Annotated in this window: 16 protein-coding genes and 4 tRNA genes; 13 read left to right on the plus strand and 7 right to left on the minus strand. The window is 64.0% G+C overall.

What is annotated here, in order from left to right:
- Positions 1-39: 39 nt before the first annotated feature.
- The 3 genes from ABB26_RS07560 to hemA form a co-directional block, all read right to left on the minus strand.
- The gene (locus ABB26_RS07560; RefSeq protein WP_057633075.1) at positions 40-1,752 is read right to left on the minus strand and encodes an O-linked N-acetylglucosamine transferase, SPINDLY family protein; all 1,713 of its coding nucleotides are present in this window, start codon (positions 1,750-1,752) and stop codon (positions 40-42) included.
- A 192-nt stretch (positions 1,753-1,944) separates the two neighbouring features.
- On the minus strand, positions 1,945-3,030 hold the full coding sequence (prfA, locus tag ABB26_RS07565) for a peptide chain release factor 1 (protein ID WP_057633076.1): 1,086 nt from the start codon (positions 3,028-3,030) through the stop codon (positions 1,945-1,947).
- On the minus strand, positions 3,008-4,291 hold the full coding sequence (hemA, locus tag ABB26_RS07570) for a glutamyl-tRNA reductase (protein WP_057633077.1): 1,284 nt from the start codon (positions 4,289-4,291) through the stop codon (positions 3,008-3,010). Before hemA ends, prfA begins: the two co-directional genes overlap by 23 nt.
- 67 nt (positions 4,292-4,358) lie before the next feature.
- Between hemA and ABB26_RS07575 the strand changes: the two genes are divergently transcribed.
- The 8 genes from ABB26_RS07575 to ychF all read left to right on the plus strand — a co-directional run bounded on the left by ABB26_RS07575 (position 4,359) and on the right by ychF (position 11,238).
- A complete protein-coding gene (locus ABB26_RS07575) occupies positions 4,359-6,044 on the plus strand; it encodes a tetratricopeptide repeat protein (RefSeq protein WP_057633078.1) in 1,686 nt (561 codons plus the stop codon).
- The gene (gene lolB, locus ABB26_RS07580; RefSeq protein WP_057633079.1) at positions 6,041-6,700 is read left to right on the plus strand and encodes a lipoprotein insertase outer membrane protein LolB; all 660 of its coding nucleotides are present in this window, start codon (positions 6,041-6,043) and stop codon (positions 6,698-6,700) included. The genes ABB26_RS07575 and lolB overlap by 4 nt, the downstream gene beginning before the upstream one ends.
- Positions 6,697-7,572: a 4-(cytidine 5'-diphospho)-2-C-methyl-D-erythritol kinase gene (gene ispE / locus ABB26_RS07585; protein ID WP_057633080.1), complete on the plus strand. Its 876-nt coding sequence runs from the start codon at positions 6,697-6,699 to the stop codon at positions 7,570-7,572. Before lolB ends, ispE begins: the two co-directional genes overlap by 4 nt.
- 3 nt (positions 7,573-7,575) lie before the next feature.
- Positions 7,576-7,652: transfer RNA gene (locus tag ABB26_RS07590), tRNA-Gln, on the plus strand.
- Positions 7,653-7,762: 110 nt separating this feature from the next.
- A complete protein-coding gene (locus tag ABB26_RS07595; protein ID WP_057633081.1) occupies positions 7,763-8,722 on the plus strand; it encodes a ribose-phosphate diphosphokinase in 960 nt (319 codons plus the stop codon).
- Between the two features lie 105 nt (positions 8,723-8,827).
- The gene (locus tag ABB26_RS07600) at positions 8,828-9,433 is read left to right on the plus strand and encodes a 50S ribosomal protein L25/general stress protein Ctc (protein WP_057633082.1); all 606 of its coding nucleotides are present in this window, start codon (positions 8,828-8,830) and stop codon (positions 9,431-9,433) included.
- A 52-nt stretch (positions 9,434-9,485) separates the two neighbouring features.
- The gene (gene pth, locus ABB26_RS07605) at positions 9,486-10,067 is read left to right on the plus strand and encodes an aminoacyl-tRNA hydrolase (protein WP_057633083.1); all 582 of its coding nucleotides are present in this window, start codon (positions 9,486-9,488) and stop codon (positions 10,065-10,067) included.
- A gap of 79 nt (positions 10,068-10,146) precedes the next feature.
- On the plus strand, positions 10,147-11,238 hold the full coding sequence (gene ychF / locus ABB26_RS07610) for a redox-regulated ATPase YchF (protein WP_057633084.1): 1,092 nt from the start codon (positions 10,147-10,149) through the stop codon (positions 11,236-11,238).
- A 753-nt stretch (positions 11,239-11,991) separates the two neighbouring features.
- On the opposite strand, the gene ABB26_RS07615 is transcribed toward ychF, so the two are convergent.
- The 4 genes from ABB26_RS07615 to ABB26_RS07635 form a co-directional block, all read right to left on the minus strand.
- Positions 11,992-12,621 carry a response regulator gene (locus ABB26_RS07615; RefSeq protein WP_057633085.1) on the minus strand — a complete coding sequence of 210 codons (630 nt, stop codon included), beginning with the start codon at positions 12,619-12,621 and terminating at the stop codon, positions 11,992-11,994.
- 11 nt (positions 12,622-12,632) lie between these two features.
- On the minus strand, positions 12,633-12,995 hold the full coding sequence (locus tag ABB26_RS19145; protein WP_161809020.1) for an Hpt domain-containing protein: 363 nt from the start codon (positions 12,993-12,995) through the stop codon (positions 12,633-12,635).
- A gap of 178 nt (positions 12,996-13,173) precedes the next feature.
- A complete protein-coding gene (locus ABB26_RS07630; protein WP_245626165.1) occupies positions 13,174-15,948 on the minus strand; it encodes a response regulator in 2,775 nt (924 codons plus the stop codon).
- Between the two features lie 206 nt (positions 15,949-16,154).
- On the minus strand, positions 16,155-18,896 hold the full coding sequence (locus ABB26_RS07635; protein WP_338062616.1) for a TonB-dependent receptor plug domain-containing protein: 2,742 nt from the start codon (positions 18,894-18,896) through the stop codon (positions 16,155-16,157).
- 235 nt (positions 18,897-19,131) lie between these two features.
- On the opposite strand from ABB26_RS07635, the gene ABB26_RS07640 reads away from it, so the two are divergent.
- The 5 genes from ABB26_RS07640 to ABB26_RS07660 all read left to right on the plus strand — a co-directional run bounded on the left by ABB26_RS07640 (position 19,132) and on the right by ABB26_RS07660 (position 21,722).
- Positions 19,132-20,154, plus strand: coding sequence for a cyanophycinase (locus tag ABB26_RS07640; RefSeq protein ID WP_057633090.1), 1,023 nt, complete (start codon positions 19,132-19,134; stop codon positions 20,152-20,154).
- A gap of 112 nt (positions 20,155-20,266) precedes the next feature.
- Positions 20,267-21,283, plus strand: a complete 1,017-nt coding sequence (locus tag ABB26_RS07645) for an isoaspartyl peptidase/L-asparaginase family protein (protein ID WP_057633091.1) — start codon at positions 20,267-20,269, stop codon at positions 21,281-21,283.
- Between the two features lie 137 nt (positions 21,284-21,420).
- Positions 21,421-21,506 (plus strand) — tRNA-Tyr (locus tag ABB26_RS07650).
- Between the two features lie 29 nt (positions 21,507-21,535).
- Positions 21,536-21,609: transfer RNA gene (locus ABB26_RS07655), tRNA-Gly, on the plus strand.
- A 37-nt stretch (positions 21,610-21,646) separates the two neighbouring features.
- Positions 21,647-21,722: transfer RNA gene (locus tag ABB26_RS07660), tRNA-Thr, on the plus strand.
- Positions 21,723-21,765: the final 43 nt, after the last annotated feature.

The raw sequence follows: 21,765 nt of genomic DNA on the forward strand, positions 1-21,765 counted from the left end.
CCCCCGGTCTGGAAGTGCCGAGCCTACCGCAGCGCTGTGTCAGCCGGCGTCGATGCCCTGCCAGCCACGCGCGCGGGCCAGTTGTTGCAGCAGCGCGGAGAAGTCCGCCGCATAGCCGGCCATGTCGAACAGCCCGCTGCGGTCGCGCGCCTCTGCGAGCCGCTGGCGCAGTGCCAGTCGTGCGCTCGGATCATTGCCCAGGGCGATGGCCGCATCGACGAAAGCGCGATCATCGGCCACGTTCATGTCGTCCAGCCCGAGGTAGTGGTTGAGGCTGCCGGCCACGCGGGCAGCAAACGTCTCGCCGGGTGCAGTCAGCACCGGACAGCCGGCCCACAGTGCATCAGAGGCCGTGGTGTGTGCGTTGTAGGGATGCGTGTCCAGGAACAGATCGGCGTGGCGATAGCGCGCCAGGTACTGCGGATGCGGCAGCTTGCGCATGAAGACCAGTCGCGACGCTTCCACGCCGTTCTGCTGCGCAACCTCGCGCAGCCGGTCGTCAGCCTTGCCGGGCCCGGACAGCAGCCACAGCACGCTGCCTGGCACGCCCTTGAGCACGTCCAGCAGCCGACCAACACTGCGCGGATTGAGCTTGTAGCTGTTGTTGAAGCAGCAGAACACCACGCCCTGTTCCGGCAGCCCGCATTCGTGGCGGGAGGGTGGTTCGGCAACGACGCGCGTGTTGTCCGAAGGCTGGAACGCGCGCGGCAGGCGCAGCACCTTTTCACTGAAGGCCGGCTCCCGTTGCGGCGGCAGCACGAAATCATCGGCCAGCACGTAATCCATCCACGGCGCACCGGAGGTGCCGGGGTAGGCCAGCCAGTTGATCTGCATCGGTGCTGGACGCATCGCCAGCACTTCCGGCGTGCCGCCACCGCCCCAGCCTCGCAGGTCGAACAGCACGTCGATGCCGGCATCGCGGATGCGGCGCGCAATGGCGACATGTGGCTGCGCGCAGACATCGTGCAACGTGTGCGCAGCGGCCTGCAGACGTTGGCGGATGCCGCTGCCGTCATCGGCGTTCAGCGCGAACAGATGCACCTGCAATTGCGGTTGCGCGCGCAGCTGTTCAAACAGTGCCACCGTCAGCAACCCGGTGGGATGCGCGCCAAAGCCGTTGGACAGGAATCCGATCCGCAACGGGCCGTGCCCGCGCACGTGGGCCACGGGCAGGCGGGGGAGGGTTTGTGCCAGCACCTGCGCGCGTTGTCGGGCGCAGGCGTGCTGCTCGGCGGGGCTGGCGTCTTCGCTGAGAAAGGCGAACGGTTCCACTGCCGGATTGCCTTGGGCGACGGCATTGCGTACCTGTCGCGACAGGCCATCCAGCTCGCGCCAGTCACATAGACGACGTTGCCAGTTCAGCCGCTGCGCAGCCATGTAGGCCTCGTCCGGTGCCAGCTGGTGCGCGCGACGGTAGGCGTCTGCGGCCGCTTCCGGTTGGTTGGCGTCTTCAAGGACATGGCCCAGCCAAAGTGCCATGCCGGGATGTTGCGGCGCCAGTTGGCAGGCACGTTGCAACAGCGCGGCGGCTTCGTCGTGACGGCCCTGCATCCAGCGCGCACGGCCGAGCCGGGCGAGGGCTTCGGGGTGGTCGGCACGCAGCTGCAATGCGCGCTGTGCGGCGGCTTCACCGGCGCCGATATCACCTTCGCCAAGTTCGGCGTCGGCCAGCATCACCCAGGCGATGAAGTCGGCGGGTTGGCGGGTGACTGCGGCACGCAGCTGCTCGCGTTCGCTGGGGGGATGAGGCATCGGATCAGGCTGCGGTGAGTGCAATGAGTGTGATTTTGCCGCGCCTGAGGGGCTTTTGCTTGGCTCATCTCGTTCTGTGGAAGACGAGGATGAGCGGGAAACCACTGCGGTTGCTTCCGTTCCGTCCCTTTCGCGCAGTGAAAGGGTGAAGCCAGGGCCATGCGATACCAAGTCAAGCGAAACCCGCTTCGCTCAGCTGCCCTCGGCCAACCGCGCCAGCTCGTCCACCTGATGCTCATGCTGCAGGCGGCTCACCAGTGCATCCAGGTCGCCTTCAATGATGTTGGGCAGGTCGTACAGGGTCAGGCCTTCGACGCGATGGTCGGTAATCCGCCCTTGCGGAAAGCTGTAGGTACGGATGCGTTGGCTGCGATCACCGCTGCCCACCTGCAACCGCCGCGACTCTGCCTGTGCGGCGGCCTGTTTGTTGCGTTCGGCATCCAGCAACTGCGCCTTCAATCGCTTCATCGCCTTGTCGCGGTTGGCGTGCTGGCTGCGCTCGGTCTGGCATTCCACCACCACGCCACTCGGCATGTGGGTGATGCGGATCGCCGACTCGGTCTTGTTGACGTGCTGGCCACCCGCACCGGAGGAACGATACGTATCCACCCGCAGATCGGCCGGGTTGATGACGATCTCTTCCACATCGTCGGCCTCGGGAATGATGGCCACGGTGGCAGCGGAGGTATGGATGCGGCCCTGCGATTCGGTGGCGGGCACGCGCTGTACGCGGTGGGTGCCGGATTCAAACTTCAAGCGCGAATAGGCACCACGACCGACCACGCGCGCCACCACTTCCTTGTAGCCACCGTGCTCGCCCGGGTTGTCGGATTCGATTTCGACCTTCCAACCCTGGCGCTCGGCATAGCGGGCATACATGCGGAACAGGTCGCCGGCGAAGATCGCCGCTTCGTCGCCGCCGGTGCCGGCGCGTACTTCCAGGAACAGGTTGCCCTCGTCGCGCGGGTCGCGAGGCACCAGCAGCAGCGCCAGTTCTTCGTCCAACGCCTGCAGGCGGGCCTGGGCGGCGCTGATTTCCTCTTCCGCCAGTTCGCGTAGTTCCGGGTCGGCACGCATGGCTTCTGCCGAGGCCAGGTCTTCCTTGGCCCGCGTTTCGGCCGCCAGCGCGTTGGCGACCGGCTCCAGCTGCGAGAACTCGCGGGAGAAATTGCGGAAGCGCTCGTTGTCGGCGACTACTGCCGGTTCGGAGAGCAGGCGTTCCAGTTCTTCACGGCGCTCGGCCAGTGCCAGCAACTTACGGCGCAGGGTCGGCGTCATCGGTCCTCACTACAGGGTGTTGATACCCGGGTGTGGCCGGGAACAAGCGCTCGGCGGCGCGGGTCAGGTCGGTGTCGCCGTCCAGCGCGGCTTGGCGCAGGGCAGCGGTCGGGGGATGCAGCAGGCGGTTGGTCAGGCCGTGGGCCAGCTGCTCCAGCACTTCGTCGGCGTCCTTGCCGGAGACCAGCTGCTGACGTGCCTTGGCCAGCAGTTCAGAGCGGGAGGCTTCGCCAAAGGCGCGCAGCTGGCGGATCGGGGTCTGCAGCTGCGCGGCGCGCAGATTGTCCTGGTAGCGGCCAACCTGCAGATCGATGATGGCCTCGGCCTCGGCGGCGGCTTCACGACGACTGCGGCGGTTTTCCTCCACGGCCCGTTCCATGTCATCCACGCTGTACAGGTAAGCGTCTGCCAGTTTGCCCACGCCGGCCTCGATGTCACGCGGCACCGCCAGGTCGAACAACAACATCGGCTTGTGCTTGCGCGAGCGCAGGGCGGTGGTGACGTGGCTTTCCAGAATCACCGGCTCGCGGGCCGCGGTAGCCGAGAACACCACGTCCGCTTCGCCCAGGTGCCGTTCCAGTTCGCTCAGGGGCAGGGCCACGCCGCCATGGCGGGTGGCCAGGTCCTGCGCGTGGGCCAGGGTGCGGTTGGCAATCAGCAGCCGCTTCACCCGCGCTTCGCTCAAGTGCTTGGCAGCCAGTTCGATGGTTTCGCCGGCGCCGACCAGCAGCACGGTGGATTCATCCATCCGGGCGAAGGAGTCCTGCGCCAGCCGCACGGCGGTGGAGGCCACCGACACCGGATTGGCGCCCACGCGGGTATCGGTGCGTGCGCGCTTGGCGACCGAGAAGGTCTGCTGGAACAGGCGATCGAGCTGGTGGCCGATGATGCCGCTGTCATGCGCCCGCGCCCAGGCATCCTTCACCTGGCCCAGGATCTGCGGTTCGCCCAGCACCATCGAGTCCAGCCCGGTGGCCACGCGGAACAGGTGGCGTACCGCCTCGCCTTCACTGTGCTGGTACAGGTAGCCCTGCAGGTTGCCGGCATGCTGCTCCAGCCACTGCGCCAGGGCCTGGCTGTCCTCGGCCACCGCGTACAGCTCGGTGCGGTTGCAGGTGGACAGCAGTACCGCCTCGGTCAGCTGCGGTGCACCGCGCAGTGAATCCATCGCGCGCGGCAAAGCCTCACCGCCAAAGGCAGCCCGTTCGCGCAGTTCCACCGGCGCAGTCTGGTGATTCAGTCCGAGCACCCACAAGGTCATCTGTTCAGTTGCTTGCGATAAGCTGCTGGCTGTTGAAGGCCGCCATTTTACGGCCCGGTCGCGTCAGATGCCCGTATTCCATCGCATATGCAGCGTTCTGTTGTTTTCCCTGCCGGTTTTCCCGGTGCTGGCGGCCCCTGCGCGGACCGCCCAGACCCCGGCGGCGGCTGAGGCGGCAGGCCCCATGACTCCGGTGCTGGCCGGGGAATTTTCGTTGCAGGCTGGTAAGTTGGCCGATTCGGCGCGCTGGTACCTGCAGGCGGCGCAGGAGGCGCAGGGAGATGTCGGGCTGGCCGAACGGGCCACCCGCATCGCCATGCTGGCCGGCGACGACGCCGGTGCCAGCCAGGCGCTGGCGCTCTGGGCGCAGCGCGATCCGCGCGCGGTAGCCGTGCGTGCCACCCGGGCTTCGTTGGCCATGCGCAAGGGGGATGCCCGTCTGGCGCGCAAGGAACTGCTGGCGGTACTGCATTCCTCCGAACCCCGTGCCTGGCGCTACGCGCTGCTGGCGCTGGCGACCGGTGGCCGTGATCCGGCGGTGCCAGCGCAGGTACTGGGTGAGCTGGTCGACGCCAATGCCATTCCCGAGGATCTCGAGGCATGGCAGGAATTCGGCCGCCTGGCGCTGCGCATGGAGCGCCCTGAGCTGGCGCGGCGCATGGTCGGTGAAGTGGTCAAGCGTTTCCCGGACGAGCCGCGCGTGGTCCTGCTGCACGCCACCCAGCTCAACCAGTCCGGCAGCAAAAATGAGGCGCTTGTCCTGCTCAGGAACGTCGAGCCCAAGGCGGCGCAGGATGAAGAGCTGCGCAACGCGCTGGCCATCACCTACGACCTGTTTGGCGAGCCCAAGGCCGCCGAGCGCGTGCTGGCGGTAGGTGAGCAGAATCTGCAGACCTGGGGCATGCGTGCCTCGCTGCTGGCCAAGCAGAAGGATGACGCGGCGCTGTTGGCGTTGTATCAGGACATCTCGGCCAAGGCCGGCAAACCGGATCCGGACCAGCGCCTGTTGCTGGGCAAGATTGCCGAATACCTCAAGCGCTATCAGGAAGCCGTGGACTGGTACCACAGCGTGCCGGGCGGCCCGCAGCGTGGCGAGGCGCAGTTGCGCGCCGTCAATGCGTTGTATCTGTTGGGCGAGAAGGCGCAGGCCACGGTCGAAGTGCACGCCATCCAGGCCGATGCGGCGGTGGACGACGATCTGCGTCGCGATGCCTATCTGCTCGAAGCCGAGCTGCGGCAGCGCGACGACAATGCCGAGGCGGAGATGGACGTGCTGGCCCGTGGTCTGGCAGCGTATCCGGACGACAGCGCCTTGTTGTATGCCCGCGCGCTGTCCTGGGAACGCAATGACAACGTGCCGCGCGCCGAGGCGGATCTGCGCAAGATCCTGGTGGCTGAGCCGGAGAACGTCGCCGCGCTCAATGCGCTGGGTTACACGCTGGCCGACCGCACGCAGCGTTACCAGGAAGCATTGGAGCTGATCGATCGCGCGCGCGTGGCCGAGCCGGACAACGCCGCCATCGTCGACAGTTACGGCTGGGTGCTCTATCGGCTGGGCCGCAATGAAGAGGCGCTGGTGCATCTGCGCCGTGCCTGGGGCCTGAACAAGGATCCGGAAATCGCCACGCATGTTGGCGAAGTGCTGTGGGTGATGGGCAACAAGGAGGAGGCGCGACGCTTCTTCGACGAGGCCCGCAAACTGGATCCGGACAACCGCGCGCTGCAGCGTGCGATCGAGAAATTTGGCGTATGAACACGATGATGTGGCGAGCGCCACTGGTGTTGCTGGTGGCGGGCGCGCTGAGTGCCTGTAGTTCGGTATCCACGCGGCAGAAAGCGCCGGTGGCAGCGGAAGTGGAGCGTGTCTCCGAGCAGGCCCGGGCGGCCGAACAGGCGCGACAGGCCGTGCTGCGCGCGCAGCCGGCGTGGTCGTTCCAGGGCCGGGTTGCGATCAGCAAAGGGCGCAACGGCGGCAGCGGCCGCATCGACTGGCAGCAGCAGGATGAAAGCTACCGGGTCAGCCTGTCGGCGCCGGTCACCCGGCAGAGCTGGCAGTTGACCGGCGGCGCCGGACAGCAGGTGCGGCTGGAGGGTCTGGACGGTGGTCCGCGCGGCGGTGATGACGCCAGTCAGGTGCTGCTGCAGGCCACCGGCTGGGAGATCCCGGTCGAACAACTGCCCGACTGGGTGCGCGGTCTGCCGGCGCAACGAGCGGGTACGCCAGATCACCAGGGTTTCGATGCGGACGGCCGTCCGCGCGTTCTGCGCCAGCAGGGCTGGCAGGTTGATTACCTGGATTGGTACCCGGCCGAAGCAGGCCGACCATCGTTGCCACGCCGTATCGAGGCGGTCAACGGCGATGCCAAGGTGCGTCTGATCGTGGATGAATGGGGCGCTGGCGGACAATGACGGCGGTCGAAGTGGCGGGGTGGTCGTACTGGCCAGCGCCGGCCAAGCTGAATCTGTTCCTGCATATCACCGGCCGCCGACCGGACGGGTACCACGAGCTGCAGACCGTATTCCGTCTGCTGGACTGGGGGGACCGCATCGGCCTGCGTCTGCGTGAAGACGGCCGGATACATCGCGACGGCCCTTCGGTGCCGGGGGTGGCGGAATCCGAAGATCTGGTCGTTCGTGCAGCGATTGCCCTGCAAGTTACCTCCAATTGCAGTCAAGGTGCCGATATCCGGGTTGAGAAGCGAATTCCCGCAGGCGGTGGGTTCGGTGGTGGTTCGTCCGATGCGGCGACCGTGCTGGTGGCGTTGAATGCGCTGTGGGGCACGGGGTTGGATGAGGACGCACTGGCGGCCATTGGCCTGCAGCTGGGCGCCGACGTGCCGGTATTTGCGCGCGGACGCAGCGCCTGGGCCGAAGGCGTGGGTGAAAAACTGCAGTCAATCCACCTGCCGCCAGCGTGGTATGTGCTGGTGGATCCGGGTGTTCACGTGCCCACGGCTGAACTTTTTCGTTCGCCGCATTTGACGCGGGATGCTGCGCCCGTGAAAATAGCGGACTTCGCTTCCGGGACCGTCCTCGGAAATGCGTTCGAGCCGGTACTGCGGCGCCGTGAACCCGCCATCGAGGCGGTGTTCCAGGCCTTGTCAGGTATTGGTCGGGCACGGCTCACGGGGTCGGGAAGCGGTTGTTTCGTCGAGTTCACCACGCGCGCTGCTGCAGAGCAGGCTCTGGCGAAATTGCCGAAGGAACTGCGGGCATGGGTAGCTGCGGGTGTTGATCGCTCGCCACTGCTTGATGCACTGGATACGACGGGAATTGTTTGATGCAGGGGCGTCGCCAAGAGGCCCAAGGCACCAGGTTTTGATCCTGGCATTCGTAGGTTCGAATCCTACCGCCCCTGCCACTCCTTTCCCCGAGGCTGTAAGCACAACGGATGTGCGCGAACCGCAACACGCGCCATCACTGCTGTAATCCCGATCCTTCCGCTACTCGCCCCCGCCCGAGAGAGCTGTCATGCAAGATTCCCCGAACCTGCTGGTCTTTTCCGGCAATGCCAACAAACACCTTGCGCAGAGCATCTGCAAGGAACTGGGGGTGAGGCCGGGCAAGGCGCTGGTTTCCAAGTTCTCCGACGGCGAAGTGCAGGTCGAGATCCAGGAAAACGTGCGCAAGCAGGACGTGTTCGTGGTCCAGTCCACCGGCGCCCCGAGTGCGGAAAACCTGATGGAGCTGCTGGTGATCATCGACGCGCTCAAGCGCGCGAGCGCCGCTTCCGTCACCGCGGTGGTGCCGTACTTCGGCTACGCCCGCCAGGATCGCCGCATGCGCTCCTCGCGCGTGCCGATCACGGCGAAGGTCGCCGCAAAGATGTTCTCGGCCGTGAACACCGACCAGATCCTGACGGTCGACCTGCACGCCGACCAGATCCAGGGCTTCTTCGACATGCCCGTGGACAATGTGTACGCCTCGCCGCTGCTGCTCGCTGACATCTGGCGCGCCTACGGCACGGACAACCTGATCGTGGTCAGCCCGGACGTCGGCGGCGTGGTACGCGCCCGTGCCGTGGCAAAGCGCCTGGATGATGCCGACCTGGCCATCATCGACAAGCGCCGTCCGCGAGCCAACGTCGCCACCGTGATGAACATCATCGGCGACGTGGAAGGCAAAACCTGCGTGATGGTCGATGACATCGTCGACACCGCCGGCACCCTGTGTGCTGCCGCTGCTGCCCTCAAGGCGCGTGGCGCGCTGAAGGTCGCCGCGTACTGCACCCACGCCGTGCTCTCGGGCCCGGCGGTGGACAATCTGAACAACTCCCAGCTCGACGAGCTGGTGGTGACCGACACGATTCCGCTTTCCGAAGTGGCTCGCGTCTGTCCCAAGATCCGCCAGATCAGCGTGGCCGAAATGCTGGCCGAGACGATGCGCCGCATCGCCTTCGGTGAGTCGGTCAGCTCGATGTACGTGGATTGATTTTCCGGTCTCCGGCTTCGGCTGGGGACCGCACCGGGCTCTTCTGGTCGCGGAAGAGTCTTTACGCAGCGTCGCGAGGCGTTGCATCAACCTAGAGTAGTCAACATGGCAAAGTCCCACGAAATCAAAGTCGCCCGTCGTGACATGCAAGGTCAGGGTGCGAGCCGCCGCCTGCGTCACGCCGGTGTGGTTCCGGGTATCGTTTACGGCGGTGATCGTGAGCCGGTGATGGTTCAGTTCAACCACAACGAAATCTGGCTGGCCCAGTTCAACGATTGGTTCTATTCGTCGATCATCGACCTGAACCTCGACGGCACCATCCACAAGGTGCTGCTGCGTGACATGCAGCGTCACCCGTACAAGCAGCTGGTCATGCACCTGGACTTCCAGCGCGTGAACGACAACGAAGTGCTGCACGCTTCGGTGCCGCTGACCTTCATCAACGAAGACACCTCGCCGGCTGGCAAGGCTGCCGACGTGCTGGTCACCCACGAACTGAAGGAAGTGGCAATTGCCTGCTTGCCGAAGGACCTGCCGGAGTCGATCGAAGTCGACCTGGGCGCGCTGAAGGCTGGCGACATCATCTACCTGTCGGGCCTGAAGCTGCCGGCCGGCGTGGAAATCCCGGCGCTGAAGCTGGGCAAGGGCCACGACGACGCAGTGGTCATCGCCAAGGTTGCTGGCGCTGAAGAAGAAGCATCGGCCGAGTAATCGGCATGTTGTGCCCGCCCTCCGGGGCGGGCACAGCGGATGCATCTGACAGATGACTGGCTTGCGATTGATCGTCGGTCTGGGCAATCCCGGACCCGAACACGCCCGGACCCGGCACAATGCCGGGTTTCATTTCGTTGAGGCCCTGGCAGAGCGGCAGGGCGCGCGCTGGGCGCTTGAAAGCAAGCTGTTCGGTGAAGTTGCCAAGGTCGATATCGGCGGACAGCCGGTGTGGCTGCTCAAGCCGGCGACCTTCATGAATCTCTCCGGCAAATCCGTCACCGCTGCACAGCGGTTCTGGAAGATCGAACCGGAGCAGACCCTGCTCGCACACGACGAACTGGACATGCCGCCCGGCGTGGCGCGGCTCAAGTTCGACGGTGGCCACGGCGGCCAGAACGGCCTGCGCGACACCATCCGTCTGCTTGGCCACGGCAAGTTCCACCGTCTGCGTCTGGGCATCGGTCATCCCGGTCACAAGGACCGCGTGGTGGGTTGGGTGCTGAACCGCCCTTCGCCGCAGGATGCGGTACTGATGGACCAGGCCATCGATGCGGCCATCGACGTGATGCCACTGGCGGTGGCAGGTGATTTCAATGAGGCCATGAAGCGGTTGCATACCGCCCGGCCATGATTGCGGCTTGCGGCTTGCGGTTTCACGGGCGAAGGCCTGGTGGAGAGCGCAAGCCGGAATCTCGAATCGTGGAGTTAGCATGGGTATCAAATGCGGCATCGTCGGTCTGCCCAACGTGGGCAAGTCGACCCTGTTCAATGCACTGACCAAGGCGGGTATCGCTGCGGCCAATTTCCCGTTCTGCACGATCGAGCCGAACGTCGGCATCGTGCCGGTTCCGGACCCGCGTCTGAACCAGCTCGCCGAAATCATCAATCCGCAGAAGGTCGTGCCGACCGCGGTTGAGTTCGTCGATATCGCCGGCCTGGTGGCGGGCGCTGCCAGCGGCGAAGGCCTGGGCAACAAGTTCCTGGCACATATCCGCGAAGTCGATGCGATCACCCACGTGGTGCGTTGCTTCGACAACGACGACGTCATCCACGTCAACAACAAGGTGGATCCGCTGTCGGACATCGACACGATCGATACCGAGTTGGCGCTGGCCGACCTGGACAGCGTTGAGAAGGCGTTGAACCGCGCCGAGCGCGCTGCCAAGGGCGGCGACAAGGATGCGGCGGCACGCAAGCCGGTGCTGGCCAAGCTGCAGGCCGCGTTGTCCGACGGCAAGGCCGGTCGTGCAGCAGGCCTGGATGAAGAAGAGAAGGCGCTGGTCCGTGACCTGTTCCTGCTCACCCTCAAGCCGGTGATGTACATCGCCAACGTGCTGGAAGACGGCTTCGAGAATAATCCGCACCTGGACGCCGTGCGCGCCCGTGCCGCCACCGAGGGTGCCGAAGTGGTGCCGGTGTCGGCAGCGATCGAAGAAGAGCTGTCGCAGCTGGATGATGAGGACCGCGACACCTTCCTGGCCGATCTGGGGCTGGAAGAGCCGGGCTTGAATCGCGTCATCCGCGCCGCTTACAGCCTGCTGGGCCTGCAGACCTACTTCACCGCAGGCGTGAAGGAAGTGCGTGCATGGACCGTCCGCAAGGGCGCTACCGCGCCGCAGGCGGCCGCAGTGATCCACACCGATTTCGAGAAGGGCTTCATCCGCGCCGAAACGATTTCCTTCGAGGATTTCATGAAGTACCGCGGCGAAGCGGGTGCCAAGGAAGCAGGTCGTCTGCGCCTGGAAGGCAAGGAATACCGCGTGCAGGAAGGTGACATCCTGCATTTCCGCTTCAACGTCTGATTCAATCAACGTTGTAGCTGCACAACAAAGCCCCGCATCGCGGGGCTTTGTTGCATCTGGGCCATGGCATCGCCTGCGGGTTGCCCGGTGGTCCGTTGGCGCCGGGCTCGTCGTGGGAATGGCTCGAGCCATGGCGCAAGGAGCGGTTCCGGAACGGGCGGGCACGCAATTGCGACCTGGCGCCAGTCGCCGTGTTGCAAACCTCTTGGCTTCCGCGGCTCCCGCGCTGAAGTGACGGCATGCAGTGGCCGGCAGCCTGCGGCGCTGCCGTGTTGGAACCGGGGATTGCGCTGCCAAGCATGCGGCCGGGCGCTACGGCACCCATTCCACCACCGTTACTGGTGAAAATTTGACCATGCATTGCAAGACATTGTTGCAGTGGAAGTTTTGCGCCTTATCCACATCTTCCTCGCATCCCGTTCCACATCCATTGTGGAGAACATGCCGGAGGGTGCTCGTCGGCAGCAAGGTGGCCCGGTCCCGCCGCTGGCGAAAAATTGAGCAGGATTCGTAAAGCCTTGATGCGTCTGGCTTGTGCGCGGTTATCCACATCTTTCCCGCACTCCGCTCCACATGGTGTGTGGAAAACCCGGTGGATGACGCGGGATCTGCTGACGACCGCGCATTCGGCGACTGGTGAAAAAATGATCGCTTCTCGCAAAGCCTTGTCTGGCAACGGCTGGCGGGGCTTATCCACATGTTTCCCTCGACAGTCTCCACATGCGCTGTGGAGAACGTGCGGAGTGGCGGCGTTCAACGGAACAAGTCGGATTCCAGGCAGAGCGCGATGAGGTCCTGGTCGCTCTGAGTGCCGAGTTTGCGCATGGCGTTGATCTTCTGCGTGCTGACGGTCTTGCTGCTTCGGTTCAACTGCCTGGCGATATCGCTCACGCTTTTTCCGTTGATGAACAGGCGCATGACTTCGAGCTCGCGGGGGGACAGTGCCGCCGTGTCCGTTTTTTTCAGTGCCTGCAGCTGCTCCTCGGGCGATTGTCGTGGGCGATAGACACGCCGCGACCGCAGCGCGGACAACGCCACCCGCAGCTCCAGCAGGTCGCCGCTTTTCCGCACGACACCGTTGGCTCCCGCCCGGTACATGGCTTCGACCATCGACGGTGTGGAGATCATTGTCAGCACCAGCACCTTGCAGCTCGGGAAGTGGCGTCGCAGGTAGGAGATCAACTTGATGCCATCCCCCAGCGGGCCGTTCCCTGGCATGTTGTAGTCACAGATCACCAGGTCCGGTGTGAGTGCCCGCATCATCTCCACCAAGGTGCTCGGCGAGAGCGCCTGGCCAATGATGTCCAGGCCGGCTTCGTCCGCGATCACGTCACGGACACCGGCCAGGACGATGGGGTGGTCATCGGCGATGATGATCTTCATGCGGGTGCTCTTCAGGCGGATGGCAGCGGGGAACAGGCATCGGAACGTTGCCGCTCAGTGGTTTCCAGGCCCAGAAGCGCTGAATCCAGCATTGCCAGAAACCGGCCCGTGAACTCCAGGCATGTTTCGGGCGCAGCGCCCTTGGTGATGGCGTCCTCGATCACCCAGGCGGTGTCGACAAGGTGATATGCCGAGACAATCATCAACGCACCCCGAATGCGATGCAGCATCTGCTGTATCAGATCCAGACGTTGGAGCCGTACAGCGGTCGCCAACCGTCGTTGATCACTGCGCATCGCGGGCAGAAAGACCTCGCGTATCGCTGCGGGAATCACGATGGAGGTGGCGCGCGGATCGGTGACGGTCAGGTCCAATGCTCGTACCTCGATGAGGCCCGCAACGTGTGCGCGCAGCAGCCGATTGGCTGGAAGGTTGAAGGAGAAGCGTTGATCGCGCGGGCTTGATCGTGGCGCTGTTCCGTCGGCATCTGCCGGGATGCACCATGGCCGTGGTAACGCGATGGGGGAGCTCGGATGTCGCAGGATGCGCGGCTCATGCGGGTACCTGATTCCGTACGTTGCGCAACGCATCGTGCAGTGCTTCGATGCTGATGGGCTTGAGCAGGTAGTCATTCATTCCTTCGTGAAGCGCGCGCGCACGGTCTTCATCGGAGGCATCGGCGCTGGCGCCAAGGATGGGAGCGGTGAAGCCGCGCTCACGTAGTTTTCGGGTCAAGGTCAGGCCATCCATTTCCGGCATGCACAGGTCTGTCAGCACAACATCGAACTGCTCGGTCTCGCAGTAGGCCAATGCCTCACGCCCGTCACGGGCAGTGGCGACACAGCACCCCAGTGTTCTCAGCTGCTCTTTCAGCAGCAGCAGATTGATGGGGTTGTCCTCGACCACCAGCACACGCAGCCCCGGCGCATCCGCAGCTTGCGGCGTAGCGGCGGCGGCTGCCGGATGCGCCCGGCCCTGCAGCTCGGCAACCGCTTGGGCGATGGCGCGGATGCTGAACAATGTCACCGTCAGTTGGTTTGGGCGGGATGCATCCTGGCTCGGCATCTCCGCTGCTTCCGGCAAGGCGACAACGCGCCCGCCCGGCCAAGCCAGGGTGACACTGTCACGCGGGTCGCTGTCGACAAGAATTGCATCGGTGGCGCCTGCCACGGTGGCAGCAGTGTAGGGGCGCGCAACGGCTCCCCATCGCTGCAGCCACTGACAGGCGCTTTCCACCAGCTCCGGGATGGAGGCGCGGACGTAGACCGGTGGGTGGGCTTGAAGATGTGGCGTATCCCCCCCGGCCACGACATCATCGCTGCCGTCAGCCACTGGCAATGGCAGGATCATGCTGAAGCTGCTGCCCAATCCGGGCTCGCTGACCAGGCGTAGATCGCCGCCCATCAACCGCACCAGGTGATCACTGATGGACAACCCCAGGCCGCTGCCTTCACCGCGTGCCTGGCTGTCGAGTTGCCCGAACGGCTTGAACAGACGCGCCTGCTCCGACGCGGCGATGCCTGTGCCGGTGTCGGTGACCTGCCAACTTATCGAAGCGATGCCGTCCAGGCATTCCAGCAGGCGTACCCGCAGAAAGATACGTCCGCTGTCGGTGAACTTGATGGCATTGCTGAGCAGGTTGCCCAGCACCTGGCGGATGCGGTCGGCATCGCCCCGCACCAGCGCGGGCAGATGGGGATCGGTGCAGACCAGAATCTGCAGCTGCTTGCGCATGGCTGAATCCGCGTAGGCGCGCAGTGTGCTTTCCGCCAGGTCCAGCGGCGAGAAGGCAGCCTCGGTGAGCGCCAGTTGGCCGGACTCAATGCGGGAGACATCCAGCGTGTCGCGTATCAGCTGCTGCAGTACGGATGACGACTGCTGGATGAGCCGCAGATACTGTGCCTGCCTGGCATCCAGCGGGGTACGCATCAACAGCTCCAGCGTGCCCAGCATGCCGTACAGTGGCGTGCGGATTTCATGGCTCAGTGTGGCGACAAATGCGCTCTTGGCCTGACTCGTCGCGTCGGCAGCGGCGCGCGCGGCTTCCAATGCCGCGCGCATCTGCTGATGCTGGCTGATGTCGTTGAAGGTGCACAGCAGCACATCTTCATCGTGGTAACGGGTGGCCGCGAACAATATCTGCAGCTGCTGGCCGCCCTGCGTAGTGAAATCGACCGTAGTGCAGGCGTGTGCTGCGTCCGGGCTATGGACCTGTCGCCAGGAGCCGTTCCAGTCACCTTTGCGGGTGTCGCTTCCCAGCCAGTCGCGGGCACGCTGGTTCTCAAGCACCACCTTGGCATCGCTGCAGCGCAGTACGCACATGCCGATGGGAGCCATGTCGATCACGGTGGCGCCGAAGTCAAAGCTTTCCAGCAGCTGGCGGTGCTGCTTGTACGCGGGCTGGATCAGCAGTCGGTCAACCCGGCGCAGCAACGTCCACAAAAAGATCGCTGCAAGCAGGCACAGCAGCAATGCGGTTGCGATGTGGCCACCGAGCTCCCGCATCAGTCGCGCCATTGGCAGGTGATAGACCAGCCGCCAGCCGTCCTGGCCGATGCCTTTGAACAACACCAGGCCTCGCGGCAAGCCGCGTTCCCAGACGACAGAGAACGCATCCTGGCGATGTGCGTCCAGCCAGGCTGTCGGCAGCGGGGCGTCTGCAGGTCGGGAGAGCACCTGGCGGTCGTGTGGATTCAGCAGGGTGACATTGGCGCCACCGCGGGTCTGGATGGCGTGGGCGACGGCGGTTGAGTCCAGTACCAGGACCAGCCAGCTGTCCGGGCCGGCACTGCCGCCAACGGCGCGGTAGAGGTTGATCGGCGCGTTCTCCGACGGCGATGTCACCCAGAACACCTTGCTCGCGTCGCGTGCCGCGAGTGCATGCCGCTGCAGCAATGCGGGATCCAGTTCCGGAAGCGGTGGCGCATCGTGCTGCGGGACATGCAGCCAGCGCATCGGGACACCGAGATCGGAGCTGGCATGCAACAAGCGCGCGCCCAGTGCATCGAGGGTGCTTTCGGTCCTTGCCGGCAGCAACAGCTGCAGCGGCCAACCATCGGCCGTGCTGCCCAGTGACATGCAGTGCAGGCCTTCCACATTGCTTGCAGAGCACGCTGCCGTGTTCCGTGCTGGGGTGGTGACGACGGCATCGGCGAGGTAGGTCAGCAATGCCTCGCGTTGATCGAAGTACAGTTGCGCGTGATACGCCGCAGCGTTCATGTCACGGCGATGCTGCGAAGTGGCCTCACCCAACTGCGCTGCGAGATAGAAAGCGGCCGCCCCCAGCAGGCAGAGCAAACCGCACACTGACAGCCAACGCAGCAACACGGAGTACGCCACCAATGGGGCGTCAACAGCGGGGCGCCTGGGGAGGAAGCGATGCATCGGAGCATGCTAGGAAGCGCATCTCGATGCGCACATCAGCGGATTCCTAATTTCCCGGCCGGGAGTTCCTGCAGTGTGAGATTGGCGCTCGTTCAATGGACAAAGCCCGCCATGCGGCGGGCTTTGTGGGTGGAGCGGGGTGATGGGGCTTACAGTGCGCTGCCGCCCAGCTTCCAGGTCAGTTGCACGAAATAGCTGCGGCCGATGCTGTCGAACCACGACGTGTCGTAGTACGGATAGTTGGACCAGGTAGCGTCCTTCGGCGGCATCTTGTCGAACAGGTTGTTGATCGACACCGAGACGCGCAGATGGTCGTTGATGTCATAACGCCCGCCGGCATTGAAGCGCCAGGTGGAGTCGGTCCATGCATCGTTGTCGTAGTTGGCCACGCGGCCCAGGTAGTTGCCGAAGATACTCGCACCCCATGCGCCCTTGTCCCAGCTCACGCCCAGGTTGCCTTTGGTACGCGGAAGAGTGGTGGCGCTGAAGCTGACGTCGAGCATGTCTTCGCTCGGATCGCCCGGGAACTGCTGGCGCGTGTGGCGGTGCGTCCAGTTGTAGTTGCCGCTGAAGCTGAAGTTGCCGGCACTGGCGGTCTGCAGACGGTAATGCGCGGTCACGTCGATGCCCGACGTTTCTTCATTGGCGATGTTGATCGGGCTGAAGTGAACGCTGGTGATGTTGCCATCCGTATCGCGGATGACGCGAGCCAGGGCGTCCACACAGGTCGGTGAATTGATGTCCACCGAAGCGCCGCTGTCAGTAACGCCAAGGCGGCAGTTGGCTTCGTCGATGCGCAGCTTCTCACGATCCTGCGTCTGCACCTGGTTCTCGATGCGGATCTTGTAGTAATCCACCGCCAGATCGAAATTGGCCACCGGTGACCAGACGAAACCGGCGGAGAACGACTTGCTGGTTTCCACGTCCAGTTCCATGTTGCCGCTGTAGACGTCGAAGGTGCTGCCGTCATAGCTACCATCGTCGTAGCAGTAGCCATCAGTGACGCCCGGCTCGGCAGTGCGGCATTGGTAGTAGTCGGTGGCAAAGCGGGTGCGGTAGTAATCGTTGCCTGCGAACAGGTAATGCATATCCGGGGCACGGAAGCCGGTGCCGTACGAGCTGCGGATCAGCAGCGTGTCGATGGGGCGCCATTCAAGGCCTGCGCTGTAGGTGAACTTGCCCGGATCCTTGTTGCCGTAGCTGTAGCGGTCGTAGCGGCCGGCGAGGCTGGCGTCGAGCGTGGACAGTAGCGGCACGCGCAATTCGCCGGCAGCACTCCAGTGGTCACGGTCGCCGCTGCCATCGCCATAGCGCGGGCCGTAATACGCATCTTCCGTCAGTGCCAGCGGATCGGGATTGATGCGGTAGGACTGCTTGCCGTACTCGACGGCACCGGCGAAACCGACATCACCGGCCGGCATCGTGAACAGCGCGGAGTTGTCCACGGTGAAGCTGAGGTTGTCGTTCTTCGCCTTGGGGCGGAACGTGGACATCGCGGCGATGGAGGCGAACTCGGCGGTCGTCAGTGGGGTGAAGAGGCGATCCGGGTCGGGGTTGTAGATGGCATAGCCATCATCGTCGTAACCGAGCCGCTCACCCAGGAACAGGCGATTGGCGGCCTCGGCCTTGATGCGCGGCATCTGCACCTCGGCCTTGTACTCGGAGTGGTTGTAGGCCGCTTCCCAGTTCCATGCGTCGGCGAAATAACCCTTCAGGCCGGTGGTGATGGCCATCGTCTTCTGGGTGGTGGTGTTCATGCGGTTCTTCAGGCCGCCGACTTCTTCCGGCGTGAACTGGCGCGACCACAATTCAAGGCGGTCGGTGCCGGCGTTGTAGAAGACCTTGTTGCGATAGTTGTTGGTTGATGCCGGATCGTGGAATTCCCAGCCCATGTGATCGCTGGCCACGTCGTTGCCGTTGGTGCCGGTCAGCAGCCTGACCTTCTGATGGCCGAGCTGCACGTCGGCAAACCAGGACAGGTTGTCGGAGAAACGGTACTCGAACGAACCATAGGCATTGGCGCCCTTGCGTTCGTTTTCGATGGTGCGATACGCGATGGCGCGTTCGCTGCCGCAGTACGGGCCGTAGTCGTTCTCGGCCAGTACCGTGGTGCCTTCGTTGAGCCCGGACATCGCTGCGCAATTGTCGGACGGCGCGATGTTCTCGTCGTCATCCCAGTTCATCAGCTGCGCGGTGAGGCGGGGCAGGCGACGCTCGGCGGCGGGAGAGTCGAGCGTCGAATCCTGCACGCCACGTTCGGTGCCCCACAGCGGGCGCTTGTTCAACAGCTCCACGCCGACGATACCGCTGAAACTGCCGCGCTCGAAGCCGGTCGTCAGCGTCAGCTTGTGCGATTCACCGCCACCACGGCTGGTATCGCCATAGCGGTAATCGATGGTGGTGCCGTCGGTGGATTTTTTCAGAATGAAGTTGATGACGCCGGCCATCGCATCGGAGCCGTACACGGCGGATGCGCTGCCAGTCAGTACTTCGACGCGATCAATCATCCCCAGCGGAATGTTGCCCACGTCGGTGAAGTTGCTGCGTCCATTGAGTGGCAGCGGGAAGTCGGCGATTCGGCGGCCGTTGACCAGCACCAGCGTGTGGTTGGGGCCGAGGCCGCGCAGATCGACGGCCTGCGCGCCCGGCGTCGACTGCGCGCCGGTGGTGTTCTGCTGGCCCTGGGTGCTGCCGCCGTTCTGGCTCAGCGAGCGCAGTACATCGGGGACGGAGGTGAAGCCTGCCGATTGAATCTGCTCGGCCGTCACCACCGTAATCGGCGCCGGACCCTCCACCTGTGCGCGCGGAATGCGCGAACCGGTGACCTGCACGGTGTCCAGCTGCTGGGGCTGGCCTCCAGATGCGGTCTGGGCCAGGACGGGGGCAGACATGGCCAGCAAGGCCAGCTGGATTGAACACACCATTGCGTGTTTACGCATGCAATCAGCTCTCTGATGAAAAGTGCTCTGGAAAATCCCGGTCCAGCGCCTCAGGAGGTGCCGGTTGCCCCAGTCAGAAAATGTGAAAGGGGTTGCCGCATCTAACACCTTTTTCACATCCTTGACCACTGCCGGAAAGTCTGGCATTAGGGTTGTAAGCGATTACAGCTGCGGATAAAGAAACACGATGAAACGTAAGAGTTCCCTGCTTGGACGATGGTTTCTTTTGATACTGCTTGGCGGTGTTGCAAGTGCTGCGATTGCGCAGGACGTGCGCGGTGTTCCGCAGGCAGGTTACCGCTACTACGAAATCGGCGATCTCGCTGCGCCGCGGCCGGGCAAGACCGAGGCGGCGATGATGTTGATGGGCGGTGGCGACTTCGCGCCGGACGCCTTCCATTGGTGGATCGAACGCGCCGGACACGGCCGCGTGGTGGTTCTGCGTGCCTCCGGCGCTGACGAACTGCAGAAAGAGATTTACAACGACATCGGCGGCGTCACCGCGGTACAGACCCTGGTATTCGACAGCCGCAAGGCTGCGGACGATCCGGCTGTGCTGCGCGTAGTGCGCGGCGCTGATGCGATCTTCATTGCCGGCGGTGACCAGTCGCGTTACATCCGCTTCTGGAAAGGCACCGCACTCAACACCGCATTGAACGAGCACATCCGCGCTGGCAAGCCCATCGGTGGCACCAGTGCCGGTCTGGCGATCCTGGGGCGGTATGCCTATGGCGCGCTGGATGGCGGAAGCGTCGATTCGCATGCCGCCATGAACGATCCGATGGGCAGCGAAGTCACCATGGACAAGGATTTCCTGACCATGCCGTACCTGTCCAACGTGGTCACCGATACGCACTTCGCCAAGCGTGATCGGCTTGGCCGACTGATCGTATTCGTCGCCCGCGCCGCGCAGGAAAAAGGCCAAAGCGACATCGTCGGTATCGGCGTGGATGAGGATACCGCGCTATGCGTGGAAGCAGATGGCCGTGGTCGCGTCCATTCGTTGAACGGCGGTTACGCCTGGCTGGTGATGCCGCGTCATACCGCCAATCGGTTGAGCAGCGGTGAGTCGCTGGATTTCAGCGCCATCCCCGTGACCGGGGTGGGGGCTGACAGCCGTCTGCACCTGGACGGCTTCAAGGTCGACAACGCCGCTTTCACCGCCGTGGCTAGCGTGGTGGACGGCGAACTGCAGTTGCGGCCGCATTGAGCGACGCGCGCACAGCAATGGCAGGAAGGGGCTTCGGCCCCTTTTTCATGCGCGTCTGTTCAGGTCATCAGCGAGGCGCCTAGAATCGGGTTCCTTTCCGGAGTGAAGAAACATGAAGCTGACTTCTGCGGTATTGCTGGGCCTGGCGTCGTTGTCTTCGGGAGCAGCGGTGGCGGCGTCCTCGCCCTTGCTGGTCATCCATGGTGGTGCCGGTGTCGAGCGCAAGGATTTCAGCCCGGAAGAGGAGCGCGCTGCACGCGCGGCATTGACCGAAGCACTGCGCAAAGGTCACGAGGCGTTGATGGCGGGCAAGCCGGCAATGGATGCGGTGACGGCCGCCATCACCGTGCTGGAAGACGATCCCACCTTCAACGCCGGTCGCGGTGCGGTGTTCACCCATGACGGCAAGAACGAGCTGGATGCCTCCTTGATGGATGGCGCTACCCTGCGCGCGGGCGCGGTGGCTGGCGTGCACACGGTGCGCAACCCCATCCTGCTGGCGCGCGCGGTGATGGAGCACTCGCCGCACGTGATGATGGTGGGCGAGGGCGCGGAGATGTTCGCCACCGAACAGAAGATCCCCTTGGTAGATCCTTCCTACTTCCGCACCGAAAAGCGCTGGCAGCAGCTGCAGCGTGCGCTCAAGGAAGAGGCGAACGGTCAGGCGCATGCCGATCTGGAAACCGCAAAGCACTTCGGCACCGTGGGTGCGGTGGCATTGGATGCGGAAGGCAAGCTGGCTGCAGGTACATCGACCGGCGGCATGACCAACAAGCGTTACGGGCGGGTGGGTGATTCACCCATCATCGGCGCTGGCACCTATGCCAATACGCGTTGTGCGGTGTCCGGCACGGGCTGGGGCGAGTTCTACATCCGCTTGGCGGTCGCGCATGAAATCTGCGCCCGCATGCAGTACCTGGGGGAAAGCCCTGCGCAGGCCGGCGAGGAAGTCATCGGCAAGCGCATACCGGAGTTGGGTGGTGACGGTGGCGCCATCGTGCTTTCCGCTGACGGCCGCGCTTCCACGCCATTCAATACCGAGGGCATGTATCGCGGTTGGATTGGTGCTGACGGCGTGCCGCACGTAGCCATTTTCGACAGCGAAAAGCTGAAGATGCCTGGCGAATGATGTGTGTGCCGCGCGAAGGCAGAAATATTTCATCAGATGTGAAGATTTCTGTTGACAGTATCGGCCTTCATCACCAGAATAGCGCGCTCTCCCACCCCTGACCGTTTAGGCCAAGGTCCTCAAAAAAGGGGTGGAGCGGAGGGATACCCAAGCGGCCAACGGGGGCAGACTGTAAATCTGCTGGCTTACGCCTTCGGTGGTTCGAATCCACCTCCCTCCACCAGTTTCAATGTTGTGATGTGTGTTCCCGGTGCGGGAGTAGTTCAACGGTAGAACCTCAGCCTTCCAAGCTGATGGTGCGGGTTCGATTCCCGTCTCCCGCTCCATTGAACGATCCTGAAAACATGTCATAATAGAAAACTCGCTCACGTAGCTCAGTCGGTAGAGCACCTCCTTGGTAAGGAGGAGGTCGAAGGTTCGATTCCTTTCGTGAGCACCATCTTGCCGATAGCGCCATAACCAACCTGTTACCGAGAAGAAGC

The sequence above is a fragment of the Stenotrophomonas humi genome (assembly GCF_001431415.1).
Taxonomy (GTDB): domain Bacteria; phylum Pseudomonadota; class Gammaproteobacteria; order Xanthomonadales; family Xanthomonadaceae; genus Stenotrophomonas; species Stenotrophomonas humi.